The sequence below is a fragment of the Microvirga massiliensis genome (assembly GCF_001006805.1).
Classification (GTDB): domain Bacteria; phylum Pseudomonadota; class Alphaproteobacteria; order Rhizobiales; family Beijerinckiaceae; genus Microvirga; species Microvirga massiliensis.
Genome location: NZ_LN811351.1, coordinates 383787 through 399295, shown reverse-complemented (window position 1 = coordinate 399295; position 15509 = coordinate 383787). Strand labels below are relative to the sequence as shown.

General features: G+C 60.9%; 11 protein-coding genes and 2 pseudogenes. 9 read left to right on the top strand and 4 right to left on the bottom strand.

Annotated features, from left to right (window positions below):
• The first annotated feature begins 27 nt into the window (after positions 1-27).
• On the top strand, positions 28-1056 hold the full coding sequence (locus BN1233_RS07005; protein WP_187144256.1) for a class I SAM-dependent methyltransferase: 1029 nt from the start codon (positions 28-30) through the stop codon (positions 1054-1056).
• Positions 1057-1395: 339 nt separating this feature from the next.
• A pseudogene (locus BN1233_RS44465) lies at positions 1396-1737 on the top strand (DDE-type integrase/transposase/recombinase); the annotation flags it as partial.
• Positions 1738-1878: 141 nt separating this feature from the next.
• Here BN1233_RS44465 and BN1233_RS06995 read toward each other — a convergent pair.
• Positions 1879-2769: a LysR family transcriptional regulator gene (locus tag BN1233_RS06995; RefSeq protein ID WP_046862796.1), complete on the bottom strand. Its 891-nt coding sequence runs from the start codon at positions 2767-2769 to the stop codon at positions 1879-1881.
• 175 nt (positions 2770-2944) lie between these two features.
• A pseudogene (locus BN1233_RS46670) lies at positions 2945-3159 on the bottom strand (IS256 family transposase); the annotation flags it as partial.
• A gap of 673 nt (positions 3160-3832) precedes the next feature.
• On the opposite strand from BN1233_RS46670, the gene BN1233_RS06985 reads away from it, so the two are divergent.
• The 7 genes from BN1233_RS06985 (at position 3833) to xylB (ending at position 13023) form a co-directional block, all read left to right on the top strand.
• Entirely contained in the window at positions 3833-5146 is a 1314-nt protein-coding gene (locus tag BN1233_RS06985) for an ABC transporter substrate-binding protein (RefSeq protein WP_046862794.1), read from the top strand.
• Between the two features lie 82 nt (positions 5147-5228).
• Complete coding sequence (locus BN1233_RS06980) at positions 5229-6155, top strand: carbohydrate ABC transporter permease (RefSeq protein WP_046862793.1); 927 nt, start codon at positions 5229-5231, stop codon at positions 6153-6155.
• A gap of 9 nt (positions 6156-6164) precedes the next feature.
• Positions 6165-6986, top strand: coding sequence for a carbohydrate ABC transporter permease (locus BN1233_RS06975; RefSeq protein WP_046862792.1), 822 nt, complete (start codon positions 6165-6167; stop codon positions 6984-6986).
• Between the two features lie 14 nt (positions 6987-7000).
• Positions 7001-8158, top strand: a complete 1158-nt coding sequence (locus BN1233_RS06970) for an ABC transporter ATP-binding protein (protein ID WP_046862791.1) — start codon at positions 7001-7003, stop codon at positions 8156-8158.
• 116 nt (positions 8159-8274) lie between these two features.
• Positions 8275-9912 (top strand): GMC family oxidoreductase, encoded by a 1638-nt coding sequence (locus BN1233_RS06965; protein ID WP_046862790.1) that lies wholly within the window; start codon positions 8275-8277, stop codon positions 9910-9912.
• Positions 9913-10012: 100 nt separating this feature from the next.
• The gene (locus tag BN1233_RS06960; RefSeq protein ID WP_046863166.1) at positions 10013-11497 is read left to right on the top strand and encodes a mannitol dehydrogenase family protein; all 1485 of its coding nucleotides are present in this window, start codon (positions 10013-10015) and stop codon (positions 11495-11497) included.
• A gap of 50 nt (positions 11498-11547) precedes the next feature.
• Positions 11548-13023 carry a xylulokinase gene (gene xylB, locus BN1233_RS06955; protein WP_046862789.1) on the top strand — a complete coding sequence of 492 codons (1476 nt, stop codon included), beginning with the start codon at positions 11548-11550 and terminating at the stop codon, positions 13021-13023.
• A gap of 129 nt (positions 13024-13152) precedes the next feature.
• Here the strand turns inward: xylB and BN1233_RS06950 are convergent, their stop codons facing one another.
• Positions 13153-14190: an NAD(P)-dependent alcohol dehydrogenase gene (locus tag BN1233_RS06950; protein WP_046862788.1), complete on the bottom strand. Its 1038-nt coding sequence runs from the start codon at positions 14188-14190 to the stop codon at positions 13153-13155.
• A gap of 150 nt (positions 14191-14340) precedes the next feature.
• Entirely contained in the window at positions 14341-15495 is a 1155-nt protein-coding gene (locus BN1233_RS06945; protein WP_046862787.1) for a M14 family metallopeptidase, read from the bottom strand.
• Positions 15496-15509: the final 14 nt, after the last annotated feature.

Sequence of the window (15509 nt, the reverse complement as noted above, 5' to 3'; positions counted from 1 at the left end):
AGAATTGGCGCTGGACCGGAGACCGTCTTGGAGTGGTTGGCCCTCAAGTTCAATCTTGGGCCTAAACCTCTGGCGGACACGCAGATTGCTTTTCAATTCGCCCGGATTGTCATGGCTTCTGCGAGAGCGGGTCTGTTCGAAGCTTTGCGCGACAGCGGGCGCACGGCTGAAGAGGTGTCGCGCTTGTGCGGTACTCACCCGGTCGCAACGTCGAAGATGCTCGATGCGCTTCTGGCGAACGACTACTTGGGTTTCCGTCGAGGTCACTACGAACTTAATCGACTATCGCGGAAATGGTTGCTATCGGACAGCCCGAGCACCGTAGTTCATAAGCTCGATTTCCAGGAAATTGAATGGCGGTGGACCGAGGAGTTCGATCGGTTGCTTCGGGATGGTACCCCGCGCAACATGCACGAAACACTGACCGGCAATGAGTGGCGCCGCTACCAATGGGGGATGCGCGATTTTTCGACAGCACCGGCTCGCGAGCTTGCGTGGCGCGCTCGCCTTCCGAGGCACGCGCGAACCCTCCTTGATGTTGGCAGGTCCCACGGCTTCTATTCTGTAGCCTTGTGCCGCAGATATCCCGAGCTGAAGGCGACTGTTCTTGAATTGCCGGAGGCCCTGCCGGCGGCGGCCGAGATCCTGGCACGAGAGAACATGGCAGACCGGGTCGCGCATATGGCTGGCAACGTGGTGAACGCCGATCTAGGAACAGCTGTTTACGATGTCGTTCTGATCGCAAACCTGGTGCACCATTTCGACGAGGAGCAGAACAACCAGCTTGCATCGAAAGTCGCCCGTGCTCTGCGCCCGGGCGGGATCTATATCGTCCTGGACGCAATACGGATCTCGTCCCCTGCCGAAGCCCACCGACCGGGCAATCGCCTTGGTGCAGTGCTGGATGTCTATTTCGCGCTAACAAGCCGAGCGGGCACTTGGTCCTTCCCTGCCATCCAGGACTGGCAGCAGGCAGCCGGCCTGGTCACTCGCCGGCCCATCTGGCTCAGGACGATGCCTGGCGCCGCAATGGTTTCTGCCACAAAGCCACGGTAATGAACGACTTAGAGGCGGGTGAGCAATTATCTTTCGTTTTTTCGGACGAGATGCCGGAGGAGAATGCGGCTCTTGGCGAGATAGAGCAGCGCCTCGACGGTCTCGACCAGACGCTCTTAGTCCTTGGCCAGCCGTCAGTTGGTGGTGAGCCAGGCGAATATTCGCTTAATCACCCATCTGCGCGCGAGAACATGAAAACCGCCCGGCCTCGTCGGCGGCTCTGCTCCGATGGGCAGTCACACGGCATACCCGCTCCACCAGTGCTTAGGGCCGTGTCAAAACGCAGATTGCGATCGACTGATTTCAGGTCGGACGTCCTCTGGCCGGCTGCTGTGCGAGGCCGCCAAGCGGTTCCTGCGCAAGGCCCTCAAGCGACATGGCCATCCGGAACGGAATGTCATCGACGGCAGCCAAATCAATCGCAAGGCGATCCTGTCACCTAATGCGACAGACCGGCTCCGGGATAGATCAAGGCGCAAGATGAAGCCGATCCCGATTCGTCAAAGCCGCTATCTCAATACTCGGATTGAGCAGGATCACTGCGCTATTAAGGGGCATGCTCAGCGCTCGCGTAATCCTGAGTGGCATCGAGATGGTGCACATGATGCGAAAGGGCCCGGGTAGTATGCCTGCAATCGACAACCTTCTCGTGCGAAGGAGTTCGACCTGCTCGCTTCATGAGAGCGTCACGAGTGTCCGCAAGTTTCCCGCCCTGCTCCAGATTGCGACAGACCCCCTCAGGGTCATCGCAGCCGCCAAGGACGTCTCGCATCCGGACAGAAAGCAGACCTCGTGCTGATCGCCGCTTGGATTCCACCCACCTCAGTGGGCCCAGCGCTGGGCCTTCTGGAGGAGAAAGTCACGGAATACCTGCAGTCGGGCGACCGATCTCATCTCCTCCGGGTAAACGAAGTAGCAGTCCAGCGACGGCGCCTCGTAATCCCGCAGCAGCTGGACGAGCTCGGGATGCCCCTCCGAGGCATGATCAGGCACCATGCCGATCCCCGCGCCTGAGACAACTGCCGCTCTCAGCGCCTGCGCGTCATTGACACAGAGATGAACCTGCCGTGGCTCCGCGAGGTCCGGAAAGCGGGTCAAAAACCGGTGCACTTTAAGGAAATGCGCAGGCTGGTCGTCTGAGAGCGTGATCAGGCGGTGGTTCTCGAGGTCATCCAGCGTCCGCGGCTCACCAAAGCGTTTGATGTATTCCGTCGAGGCGCAGGCATGATAGTGCACGGTGAAGAGCCGACGCTGGATGAGGTCTGCTTCATAAGGCCAGTGCAGGCGGATCGCGACGTCAGCTTCACGCATGGCCAGATCGAGCGCTTCGCTTGTCAGGATCAGCTCAACCTGGACCTCAGGATAAAGGTCCAGGAACTCCGAAATCCGCCGTGCTACCCATGTTGCGCCCAAACCCACGCTGGCCGTCACCTTGAGGGGGCCTGAAGGGCGTTCGCTGGTCTCGATCAGTCGGGCTCGGGTCGTGGCAAGCCGCTGGTGGATGTCGCGAGCAGCGCGGTAGAGGATGTCCCCTTGCTCAGTGAGAATGAGTCCTCTGGCATGGCGGTGGAAGAGCGGGACCTTAAGTTCATTCTCAAGAGCTTGGATTTGCCGGCTTACAGCGGACTGGCTCAGGCTTAGAGCATCGCCAGCACGTGTGAAGCTGCCTGCTTCCGCGACCACATAAAAGATCCTCAACCTATCCCAATCCAAGGCGTGCTCCACAGCTGCGGGTGTTCGAAATTGGCAAATGCTGGTGACGGGCTCTTCCGATCCTGGCTGCGCTTTTGGAGTCAATCCAGGAAAGTGTCATCCGTGAATAGCACGATCAAAGGCACAGTTTCAGGAGCTATGGCGGATTTCGGGTGACGAGCCAATCAGGCGGCGCTGTCTGGATCGTGTGGGCGGGACCATGCCAGTACCGGACCAGACGCTCGCGTCCGTCCGGCAGCTTCAGGGCGCGCAGACTGGCGAGATAGCCTCTTCCCCGATCTCGATCGCCTGCCCGGGCAGCTGGCGGGCACCGGCGCGCAGACTCTCGGTCAGGGGATCGTCGATCGCGCCTGGCTGACGCAGCCAGACAACATTGGTAGTCTCGGTCATGGCGTATCGCTCTCCTCGAGAGGTTCTGGCAGGCTCGTCACCCGCCGCGAGACGCCGCCCTCTTCACACCGTTATCGCCCACATTCCGCCATAGCTCCCAAAATGGCCACTGCGCCCGCTCGAGGCCCAAGCGGATCGCCTCCGGTTCGTTCAGCAACCGGCACAGATCCTCTCGGACCAGCACCTCTACAGGCTCGGCCGGGGTGTAGCGGGAGGGACACTTTGTCTCCCGATGGACGTGGAGAGCCATGCGGAGGCGGAGGCCTATACGCCAGCCTGGTTCAGCTTGAGCAGTTTCCTTGGCGGAAGCCGGTTGCACGAGAGCACCGAGACATGATCCGGCCCATGCCGGCGCTGCATCGAGGCGTCCTGGTCGGCGTCAGGACCTCCCGTCAGAGCGCTGGCGCGTGACTATGACCACAACACGCCCGCGCTGGCCGATGAACCAGGAGGCCAGCTTGTGATGCTGACCACGAGGGCACCAAACAGCGCCGACAAGAAGCCCGCGATGCTGAACTCAAGCAGCCAGGCCACCAGCCTCAGCATCCCGGCATTGCTGCCGCAGAGGAAGATGTCCAGTTCCCCAGCTCGTGATTGACGACCCATGTTGCCCGTGAGAGTGTTTATCTCGCAAAATCAAGTACCCGAAGCGTATCTCGCTGGGAGGAAGGAAATGAAACCCAGGTACCTTTTGTTGTCCTTGGCCACTTTGCTCGCGGGTACAGCATGTGCACTCGCGCAGGGTCAGACCCTTACCATCGCAACGGTCAACAATGCTGACATGATCATCATGCAGAGATTGTCTCCGAGGTGGGAACAAGCGACGGGAAACAAGCTGAATTGGGTGGTGCTCGAAGAGAATGTGCTGCGGCAGCGCGCCACGACCGACATCGCAACGAAGGGAGGTCAGTTCGACATCATCACGATCGGCTCATATGAAGCGCCAATATGGGGCAAGCAGAATTGGCTGATCCCGCTGGATGATCTCGGCGACGATTACGACTATGCCGACATTATACCATCGGTCAAGAATGGCTTGTCTTACAATGGCAAGCTCTATGCAGTGCCATTCTATGCCGAGAGTTCGTTCACCTTTTATCGAAAGGATCTGTTCGATCAGGCCGGCATCAAGATGCCGGAGAAGCCGACTTACGACCAGATCGCCGAATTTGCCGCCAAGTTGACAGATAAATCAAAGGAGCAGTACGGCTTCTGTCAGAGGGGTAAACCTGGCTGGGGTGAGAACATGGCCTTCGTCGGGCCGATGGTGAATGCTTTCGGTGGCCGCTGGTTCAACGAGAAGTGGGAGCCACAACTCACCACCGAGCCGTGGCGGAATGCCATAAACTACTATGTGAAGAACATGAATGCTTATGGCCCTCCCGGTGCGACTGCGAATGGACATAACGAAAATCGAGCCCTCTTCGCCACCGGCCATTGCGCGATGTGGGTCGATGCGACCTCCGCTGCGGGCTATATCTACAATCCGAAAGAGAGCCAGGTAGCCGACAAGACCGCCTTCGCTGCAGCGCCCTCGGAGGTGACCAGCAACGGCTCGGGATGGTTCTGGGCGTGGTCACTGGGCATCCCCACTTCATCGAAGAAGGTCGATGCCGCCAAATCGTTCGTGAAGTGGGCTACGTCGAAGGATTACATCACGCTGGTCGGCAGTGAGGTCGGATGGGTATCTGCTCCTCCGGGCACACGCAAGTCGACTTATGACAACCCCGAATACCAGAAGGCGGCTCCGTTTGCGAAAACGGTCTACGAGGCGGTCTCCAATGCCGATATTACAAAGCCAACAAAGGATCCTGTACCCTACGTCGGCATCCAGTACGTCGCGATTCCGGAATTTCAGGGGATTGGCACAGTGGTCGGACAGCAGATTGCTGCAGCACTTTCCGGTCAGGTGAAGGTCGAACAGGCCTTGGAAACCGCGCAGCGGTCGGTCGAGCGGACCATGAAGCAGGCGGGGTACCCCAAATAGGCCGCACTATCGGGGCTAACCATCCTGCAGCTGGCGAACGCGTGGTTTCGCCAGCTGTTCATTCCAGAAGCGGGTTCTCGAGATGGCGAGCACGACAACAGCCACTGCCACTGTCCCGACCGCCGAGGAGAAGCTCGGGGCGCGCAGTCGGCGAAACGTGAATACCGCGCCACTCGTCGCACCATCGGTCATCCTCCTGTTCTTATGGATGATTGTGCCGCTGGCGATGACTCTCTGGTTCTCGTTCCAGTACTACAATCTCCTGGACCCCGCCGTCGGCGGCTTTGCCGGATTCGAAAACTACACCTTCCTCCTGACAGACCCGTCCTTATGGACGGCGATGGCCAATACCCTTTTTCTCGTCTTCTGGGTGCTGGTGATCACCGTTGGCCTCGGAACGCTGCTCGCGGTCCTGTTCGATCAGGAGTTCTACGGCAGGAGCATCGCGCGGCTACTCGCGATAGCTCCCTTCTTCGTCATGCCGACCGTCAGCGCACTGATCTGGAAGAACATGCTGATGCACCCGGTCAACGGGCTGTTCGCCTATTTCGCCCGGTCGCTTGGTCTGCCACCCATCGACTTCTTCGGCAGCTTCCCGCTGACATCCGTCATCATCATCGTTGCCTGGCAGTGGCTGCCCTTCGCGCTGTTGATCCTGCTCACCGCCATCCAATCGCTCGATAGCGAGCAGAAGGAGGCAGCGCGCATGGACGGCGCCGGGCCGTTTTCGATGTTCTTTTTCATCATCCTGCCGCATCTCGGTCGCGCGATCAGCGTCGTGATCATGATCGAGACCATTTTCCTTCTCTCGGTCTTTGCCGAGATCTATGTCACCACGTCGGGGGGACCTGGCCTGGCCTCCACCAACCTCGCCTTCCTGATCTACCTGCGGGCGTTGCGTGAGTATGATGTCGGTGGCGCTTCGGCAGCCGGAGTGATTGCGGTCATCTTGGCCAACATCGTCGCCGTCTTCCTCGTCCGCTCGATTGCGAAGAACATTGCCGACTAGGGGCAAGCCATGCACCCCAAGACTCGCGAAAAAACGATCCTCACATTCGTGGGATGGCTTGCGGCTGCCGTCATCTTCTTCCCGATCTTCTGGATGGTCCTGACCAGCTTCAAGACCGAGGTCGAGGCAGTCGCAACCCCGCCCAAGCTGTTTTTCCAGCCGACGCTCGAGAACTATGTCACGGTCAGGGAGCGGGCGGACTACGTGCATTTCGCGCTCAACAGCGTGATCATCTCCGTCGGGGCTACGCTGTTGGCGACGCTGATCGCCGTGCCCGCCGCCTATGCGATGGCTTTCTTTCCCGGAAAACGTACCAAGGATCTGCTGCTCTGGATGCTGTCGACCAAAATGATGCCCGCGGTCGGCGTCCTGATCCCGATCTACCTGTTGTTTCGGGATACCGGTGCCATCGACACGCGGTGGGGCTTGATCGTGGTTTACACCCTGATGAACCTGCCGATCGTGGTGTGGATGCTCTATACATTCTTCAAGGAGGTACCGAAAGACATCCTCGAGGCCGGGCGGATGGATGGGGCCAAGCCGAAGCAGGAGGTATGGATGCTGCTTCTGCCGCTATCGCTGCCCGGAATTGCATCGACGGCATTGCTGTCCATCATCCTGTGCTGGAACGAGGCTTTCTGGAGCCTCAATCTCACGACCTCGAATGCGGCACCGCTGACGACGTTCATTGCGTCGTTCTCCGCGCCGGAGGGTCTCTTCTGGGCCAAGCTCTCCGCTGCCTCGACGATCGCGATCGCGCCAATTCTCGTCTTTGGCTGGTTCAGCCAGCGCCAGCTCGTGCGCGGTCTTACCTTCGGCGCCGTCAAGTAATCGGGAGTCCGGCAATGGCCACCGTCACCCTCAAAGACGTTCAGAAGAGCTACGGCGCCGCGCAGGTCATCAAAGGCGTCGACCTATCGGTCGATGATCGCGAGTTCTGCGTGTTCGTTGGGCCTTCCGGATGTGGTAAATCCACATTGCTGCGCATGATCGCCGGCCTCGAGGAGATCTCGTCCGGCGACCTCATAATCGATGGTCAGCGGGTCAATGACGTGCCGCCATCAGAGCGCGGACTCGCCATGGTGTTCCAGTCTTACGCGCTCTATCCCCACATGTCCGTGGCCGACAATATGGGCTTCTCTCTCCGGCTGGCGGGCGTTCCCAAGGAAGAGCGCCGCGCGAAGGTCACGGAGGCAGCCCGTATCCTCCACCTCGATAAATTGCTCGAGCGCAAGCCCAAGGAACTTTCAGGAGGTCAACGCCAGCGTGTTGCCATCGGGCGGGCAATCGTGCGCAAGCCCAAGGTATTCCTGTTCGATGAGCCGCTTTCGAACCTGGACGCTGCGTTACGCGTGCAGATGCGCATAGAGCTCGCCCGGCTGCATGACGAGCTCGCAGCCACGATGATCTACGTCACGCATGATCAGGTGGAAGCGATGACGATGGCCGACAAGATCGTCGTGCTGCAGGGTGGTATCGTCGAGCAGGCCGGCTCGCCCCTCGAGCTCTACCACCACCCCCGCAACATCTTCGTGGCCGGTTTCATAGGCAGCCCGAAGATGAACTTCCTTCCTGCGAAGGTGACCGCGATCGATGCTGCCAGCACCACGGTGCAGTTGACCAATGGCGCAAGCGTGGCCATTGCCGTAAAGCCTGGCCGGCTGAAGGTTGGTGACGCAGTGACGCTCGGTGTTCGGCCCGAACATATGCGGCCGGCCGAGTCGGGCGAGATCACCGGGGAAGTGATGGTCGTCGAGCGGCTCGGTGGCGAGACTTTCATCTATACCCAGCTGACGGACGGCTCGATGCTCATCATCCAGGCCGATGGCGAGATCTCGACGAGCGTGCACGAGCGCATTACGGTCAAGCTCGATCCGGCAACCTGTCATTTGTTCGACAGCGACGGTCTTGCAATCGAGCGCATTCATCGGCATCCGCTGGCCAACCTTCGGCGCTCCCCGCCACCCGCCCGGCAAGCCGATGCGGGTCGTTCGGTCAGATAACATGGGCGCGGATAGTTTCTCGCCTGGAGCGTTTGCGCACAATGGCTGGCAGTCATTCCGAACTGCGACCGCGAACGTTCCGCTCAGGGATATGACGTCGCTCCCGAGGGAGCGCGATGCCGTCGTTTGACTACATCGTCGTCGGTGGCGGAAGCTCGGGATGCGTTGTTGCCGGCCGTCTCGTCGCCGAGCATGGCGCTCGGGTCCTGCTCGTGGAGGCCGGGCCGCGCAGAACAAGCCCGATCCTCGCCATGCCTGCGGGATATATGAAATATCTGGCGCGCGACACTTACCTGACGTTTCATCGTGTTCTGCCGCAGCCACAACTCGACGGCCGCTCGCTAATAGTGCCGCAAGCCAAGGTGCTCGGAGGAGGAAGCGCCGTCAACGCCATGGTCTATATCCGAGGTCAGGCTGCGGATTACGACGGGTGGGACGAGGCGCTCGGCGGTGCAGGCTGGAGCTATGCCGACCTCCTTCCGCACTTCATCAGACAGGAAGAAAACGATCACCTCGGCGCGCCGTATCATGGCGTCAGCGGTCCTCTGAAGATTTCACATCTCGGACAGCATTCCGCCATGAGCCGGGCATTCGTGCAAACCCTGCAGGAAATGGGCATCCCCTATACACCCGACTTCAACGGGTCCTCGCAGTCCGGCGTCGGTTTCATGCAGCACACGATCGACTGGTCGCGTCGCCGTCGCTGCAGCGCTGTCGACGCATTTCTCCGCCCCGTTCTTTCCGAGCCGCGATTGACCATCATGACCGACACGACGGTAACGCGAATCCGGATCGAGAAGAGCCGTGCTGTCGGTGTCGACCTGCAGGATCGAACCGGGCTTAGTACCGCTCACGCGGAGGCTGAGGTGATTCGCGCAGCCGGTACTTACGCAACGCCGAAGCTCCTGATGCTCTCCGGAATCGGACCAGCAGACGACCTCGCTCGCCATGGAATCTCCGCTCAGATGAATCTTCCGGGTATCGGCCGCAATCTCCAGGACCATCACGAAGTGCCGCTGGTTGCGATAACGAGAGGAGCTTTTGGCTATTTCGGCCAGGATCGCGGTATCGCCATAATTAGTCATGGCCTGCAATACCTCTTGTTCAGGTCGGGTGCCGTCACGACGACGGGTGTCGAGGCATGCGCCTTCATCGATCCGGACGGACGCGAGCGTCCGACGATCCAGCTCTACTGCGTGCCGAGCGTCTACCTGGACCGCGATGTCACAGGGATCGAGCCGACCCACGGGGTGACATTGGATCCCTGTCTGTTGCGCCCGAAGGCCCGTGGTTCCGTGCGCCTTGCTTCGGCCGATCCTTTCGCACCACCGCAGGTCGATCCGCAATTCTTCGGACATCCTGACGACCTACGCTTGACGATTGCAGGGCTACGCTATGCCCGGGATGTGCTGGCGACTACGCCAGTCAAGGACAAGATCGAGAAGGAACTCCTGCCCGGATCCGGCACGGTATCAGACGACGATCTTGCGGCGCACTGCAAAAGAACCGTCAAGACGAACTACCATCCGGTCGGCACCTGTCGAATGGGCCGTGAATCCGATCAAGACGCCGTGGTGACACCGGACCTTAAAGTCCGCGGGATCGATCGACTCCGGATCGTCGACGCTTCGATCATGCCGACGATCCCGAGCGGCAACACGAATGCCCCGGTGCTCGCCATCGCCGACAAGGCGGTCGATATCATAGCAGGCGCCCGCTCGCGCGCGATGCGCGCTGCGTTGCCGGTCTCGTGAACCGGGAACGCACCTTGCGCCAGAAGGAGCGCCTGCCTGAACGGCTCAAGAGTCTTGTTACGTGTTTCGGTCAGTCCTCTTGCACATGGGTCATGCCGCCATGAGCCAGCACCTGAACCTTGCGACCCTCGCATCACTGCCGCCGGCCATCGCCGTACCCACCTATGCCCGTGAGATGCTGCGCCCTGGCATCCTTCACATTGGCGTCGGGAACTTCCACCGTGCGCACCAGGCAATCTACCTGGATGATCTCTTCAATACCGGCAAGGACCTGGACTGGGCCATTCTCGGTGCGGGACTCCGGCCCGGCGACGCGGCCATGCGCCGTGCGCTCGAACCCCAGGACTGGCTGACCACCGTCGTCGAACTCGAGCCGGGCGCCAACGCCGCGCGGGTGTGCGGCTCGATGACGGGGTTTATCCCGGTCGGCGACACGGGCCGGGCGATTGTCGATGCGCTCGATGATCGGGCGATCAGGATCGTATCGTTGACCATCACCGAAGGTGGCTATTGCATCGACCCAGCCACCGGCGCCTTCAATCCCGAGCATCCGGAAATCCGGTATGATGTGGCTCATCTCGACGCTCCGAAAGGTGTGTTCGGGGTAATCCTGGCGGCCCTGAAGCGTCGCCGCGACTCGGGAGCTGCCCCCTTCACCGTGATGTCGTGCGATAACATCCCCGGCAACGGCCATGTGACTATGGATGCAGTCGCCGGTCTTGCCGAACTGGTCGATTCCCGGCTTGCCGCCTACGTGCGCGAGACAGTGGCCTTTCCCAACAGCATGGTGGACCGCATCACGCCGGCGACGACTGACCGTGAGCGCACCATGCTGGCCGAGCGCTTCGGCATTCAGGACAATTGGCCCGTCTTCTGCGAGCCGTTCCGGCAATGGGTGCTCGAGGACTCGTTCCCAACGGGCCGCCCGGCCTTGGTGGATGTGGGCGTCACGTTCACGCCCGAGGTCGCCGCGTTCGAGTTGATGAAAATTCGCATCCTCAATGGCGGGCACGCTGCAATCGCCTACCCGGCGGGGCTCCTCGGCATTCACTTCGTCCATGATGCGATGGCAGACCCGCTCGTGCGCGGCTTCCTCGACAAGCTCGAGACCGAGGAGATCATTCCCTGCGTCCCTCCGGTGCCGGGAGTCGATCTCGGTGAATACTACAAGCTCATCGCCAGGCGCTTCACCAATCCGGATGTCGGCGACACGGTTGCCCGCCTGTGCCTGGACGGATCCAACCGGCAGCCGAAATTCATCCTTCCCTCGACCCGTGACCGCTTGAGAACTGGAGCGGACGTGACGGGACTCGCGTTGGAATCCGCCCTGTGGTGCCGCTACTGCGCGGGAACCGACGATGTGGGGGCGCCTATCAATCTTCAGGACGAGAACGCAGAACGCCTGATGGCTGCGGCTCGTGCCGCGCGAAATGATCCGGCCGCTTTCCTCGAGCTTCAGGAGATCTTCGGCGATGTTGCCCATGCGCCAGCCTTCCGCTCGTCCTTCTCGAAGGCAGTCCAAACTCTGTGGCGCGACGGCACCCGCGCGACCCTGCAAATGTACCTGAACAATCGCCTCGTGTGAGCACGCATCATTGATCGCCGGGCGGGAGTTTCGAGGAGCGCGGACAGCAGATGTATCTTGGGATCGATCTCGGCACTTCCGGCGTCAAAGCCATCCTCATCGATTCGAATGGTGCGATCGTCGGCGAGGCCTCGGCGCCGCTCACTCTGTCGAGGCCGCGGCCGCTCTGGTCGGAGCAGGATCCCGCTGCCTGGTGGAGCGCGACGGCGAGCGCGGTCGGTGCACTCAAGTCCCGACATTCTCTCGAGGCTATCGCCGGAATCGGCCTGTCCGGGCAGATGCACGGTGCAGTCCTTCTCGATGACAACGACGAGGTGCTGCGCCCCGCCATTCTGTGGAACGATGGCCGTGCCGGTGCAGCTTGCGTCGAACTCGAGCAGCGGGAGTCGGCTAGCCGAAGGATCACCGGCAATCTCGCGATGCCGGGCTTCACGGCACCGAAGCTCATCTGGGTCGCGAGAAACGAGCCCGAGATTTTCGCGCGCACGGCACGCGTGCTGCTCCCGAAGGACTGGATTCGCCTTCGACTGACGGGTGAAGCCGTGAGTGAGCCGTCCGATGCTGCAGGCACACTCTGGCTCGATGTCTCGACGCGCAATTGGTCGCCCGCAATGCTTGCGGCCACCGGTCTCGAGGAGCGCCATATGCCCCGCCTCGTCGAGGGGACCGAGATCTCGGGGCAGCTCTCCACCAAGGCAGCAAACGCGCTCGGACTCAGGCCCGGAATCCCTGTCGCCGGAGGAGGAGGCGACAATGCGGCTGGCGCTGTCGGCATTGGCGTCGTGCATCCCGGGATGGCATTCCTGTCGCTCGGCACATCCGGGGTCATCTTCGTGGCCGACGAGACCGTCAAGACCGATCCGGATCGCGCGGTCCACGCGTTCTGCCATTGCCTCCCGGGCCTGTGGCATCGCATGGCAGTGATCCTGTCGGCAGCGAGCGCCCTGACCTTTGCGGCTCGCCTCGTCGGCACTGCTGACGAGGCAGAACTCCTTGCCGAAATCGAGGCGGCGGGAGCCGAAGCGCGTCCGAGCAGTCGTCTTGTCTTCCTGCCTTACCTGACAGGTGAGCGGACGCCCCACAACGATCCTGCAGCCGCGGGTGTCGTCTTCGGCCTCGATGGAACAACGACACGTGCGGATCTTGGCCGGGCTGTGCTCGAAGGCGTTGCCTTCGCACTCGCTGAAGGCCTCGATGCGCTCGAGGCGAGAGGCGGGCCGGTCGAGACACTTTCGGTCATTGGTGGAGGCGCACGCTCGAAGATCTGGGGACGAATACTGGCAGCGGCGCTGGAGCGCCCCCTCAAGTACCATTCCGGGGGCGAAGTGGGACCGGCCCTGGGCGCGGCTCGCCTCGCCCGGATTGCAGCAGGAGGCGCCACCCCGGACGAAGCTTGCCCACCACCTCCGCTCGCCCGGATTATCGAGCCGGAGCCGGCCTTGGTGGAATCACTCAAGCCACGTCGACCTCTGTTCGGTCGTCTCTATTTCGATCTCAAAGCGACCTTCGCCGGTTCGATTCCGTGAACGGCTGCTTGCGACGTCAAGCTCTCGAGCGTCAGCTCACGTGACATGCTGCATAGCGGCACCAATGCCGCTCCGACCTCCCGGTCAGTCAAAGCCATGCCTTCCGTGACCGTCACTGCTGCAGTCAGCTCAAGCCGGCATTTCAATCTGCACCTTGACCGAGGCAGGTGGCATTGCCTTTGCAAAATCGAAGGCCTCCACACTGTCGTCGAATGCGAAGCGGTCGGTAATCAGCGGTTTCACGTCGATCTTGCCCGATGCCAGCATCGCGACCGCACGCGGATACACGTGAGCGTAGCGGAATATGTTCTCAACACTGACCTCCTTCACCTGGGCCTTGCTAACGTCATAGGCGAAGGGTTCGAGGGGAATTCCAACGAGCGCGACCGTGCCGCCAGGACAGACCAGGTCGAACATCTCTGCCATGGCGGGTGCATAGCCCGAGCACTCGAAGATCAGATCGGCTCCCCAGCCATCGCTCTCGCGCTTGACGACCTCGGTCAGCTTTTGGCTTCTCACATTCACCGGAAGCACCGGGCCGAGCTTTCGTGCGAGTGCCAACTTTGGTTCGTGAATATCGCTTACGATGACGCGCGAGCAACCGGCGGCGAGAGCCGCCAGCACCGTGACCATGCCGATTGGTCCCGCACCGATGACCACCGCCAGATCGCCCGGCTGTACCCTCGCCTTGGTGGCAGCATGCACGCCCACAGCTAGGGGCTCGACCATGGCGCCTTCCGCAAAGCTGACGTGGTCCGGCAGCTTGAAGGTAAAGTCGGCCGGGTGAACGACGGTTGGTCTGAGCACCCCATGCACCGGCGGAGTAGCCCAGAACCGCACCGCCGGATCGAGATTGTATTTGCCGAGTCGGGTGGCTTTGCTCGTCGGATCAGGAATGCCCGGTTCCATGCAGACCCGGTCTCCGGCCTTGAATTCCGTTATCGCTGAGCCGACTTCAATGACCTCGCCCGCTGCCTCGTGACCGAGAATCATGGGTTCCTTGACCACGAACGGGCCAATTGCCCCGTGCGTGTAGTAATGTACGTCGCTGCCGCAGACGCCGACTGTCCGCAAAGCGATACGGACATCGCGCGGGCCAAGCTTTTCCTCGACGGCAAAATTCCGCAGGCTGAGTTCATCCTTGCGTTCAAGCACCAGCGCTTTCATAGCTCGATCTCCGATCTGAAAATCATTGTGCCGGGAGCCGGCCTCAGTGCACAGAGCTGAGCTTCCATCCCTTCTGGTTAACCCGCCGATCCAGCCTCGCCGAAATTGTGACATTGCTGGGCAGCATCTGGAGAGGTGAAATTATAAAGTCTACACGGCCGCTGCAGCATCTGCAGGAGCCTGCAGCATTCGGTCTATTAAGTGGAGGGCTGCTGCGCGGTTCTCCTCCCAGGCCGGACGAATTTCGCTGGCCGGCAGGATAAAGCCGCCCTCCTCTACGGTCTTCGGACGCAGCTCGATTGTGAATGAGGAAATGCCGTACTCGCCGTAAGTCCAATCCGTGGTGTCGCCTGCCGTCGGGTATAACTTCGAGGAAGGCTGTGGGGTGTAGATCTTGCCGTGCACTGCGCAGATGCACTCACTCATCCCGCGCGCTAGGTCGGAATGAGTGGCTCGATCGACAGGATCCTTGATCTCCTCGGCCGTATAGCCCCACGGGTAAAGCACGAGTTGCGAGAAGCTATGGTAGGTAATCAGCCCATCAAACTTCCGGGTCGAAACGAGATCGCGCACTGCCCGGGTCTCGGGCTCGGAGAAGGCGCGCGGGCCAACATAGGTTTCGTCGCTCGGCACGTGGCTCGATGTCGGCACGTCGAGAATGCCCCACATATAGCCATAGTTCCGGTTCGGATCGACACCGATGGATCCATCGGCGTTACGACGCCGATTCTTGCGCCATAGCCGGTCGTCGGTGCGGGAGAACTCGTGCCCATCGGGATTGACCATCGGCACAACCCAGATCTCCGCCTGCGTGAGGCGTCTGCTCATATCGGGTGTGTCTGCGTTTTCAATGAGATCGCGGGCAAGCAGAAATGGAACTTCGACGGCAGTCCATTCGCGCGCGTGATGGCACCCCATGAACAGCAGCTTGCGTCGGTCGCCATTCCGCTCGCCGATCTGCAGGCCCCAGATGGGGCGGCCTTCGACACTACGCCCGATTTCATGCAGAGCGCATAGATCAGGCCGCGTCTCCGCGAGCTGCCGCATGCCCTCCTCGAGACTTGCCGCGGAGTGATAGCCCTTCTGTGCATCATCGGCGGCAAAAGTCGAAATGTGCTTCTCGACTGGTACGATCTGCCGGATCCGATAGCCCATCTTCGTGATGCGATCGATCTGTGGCTCGCCTGCGCGCACAACCAGCCGGTTGGCATTCGCTTCCCAGACATCCAGCCCTAGTGGAATCGTCAACAGCTTGGAAAGAGGGTGCGTCGGCTCATCCGATGTAACCTCGACGATAAGTTCCATTGGATACCTCCGTG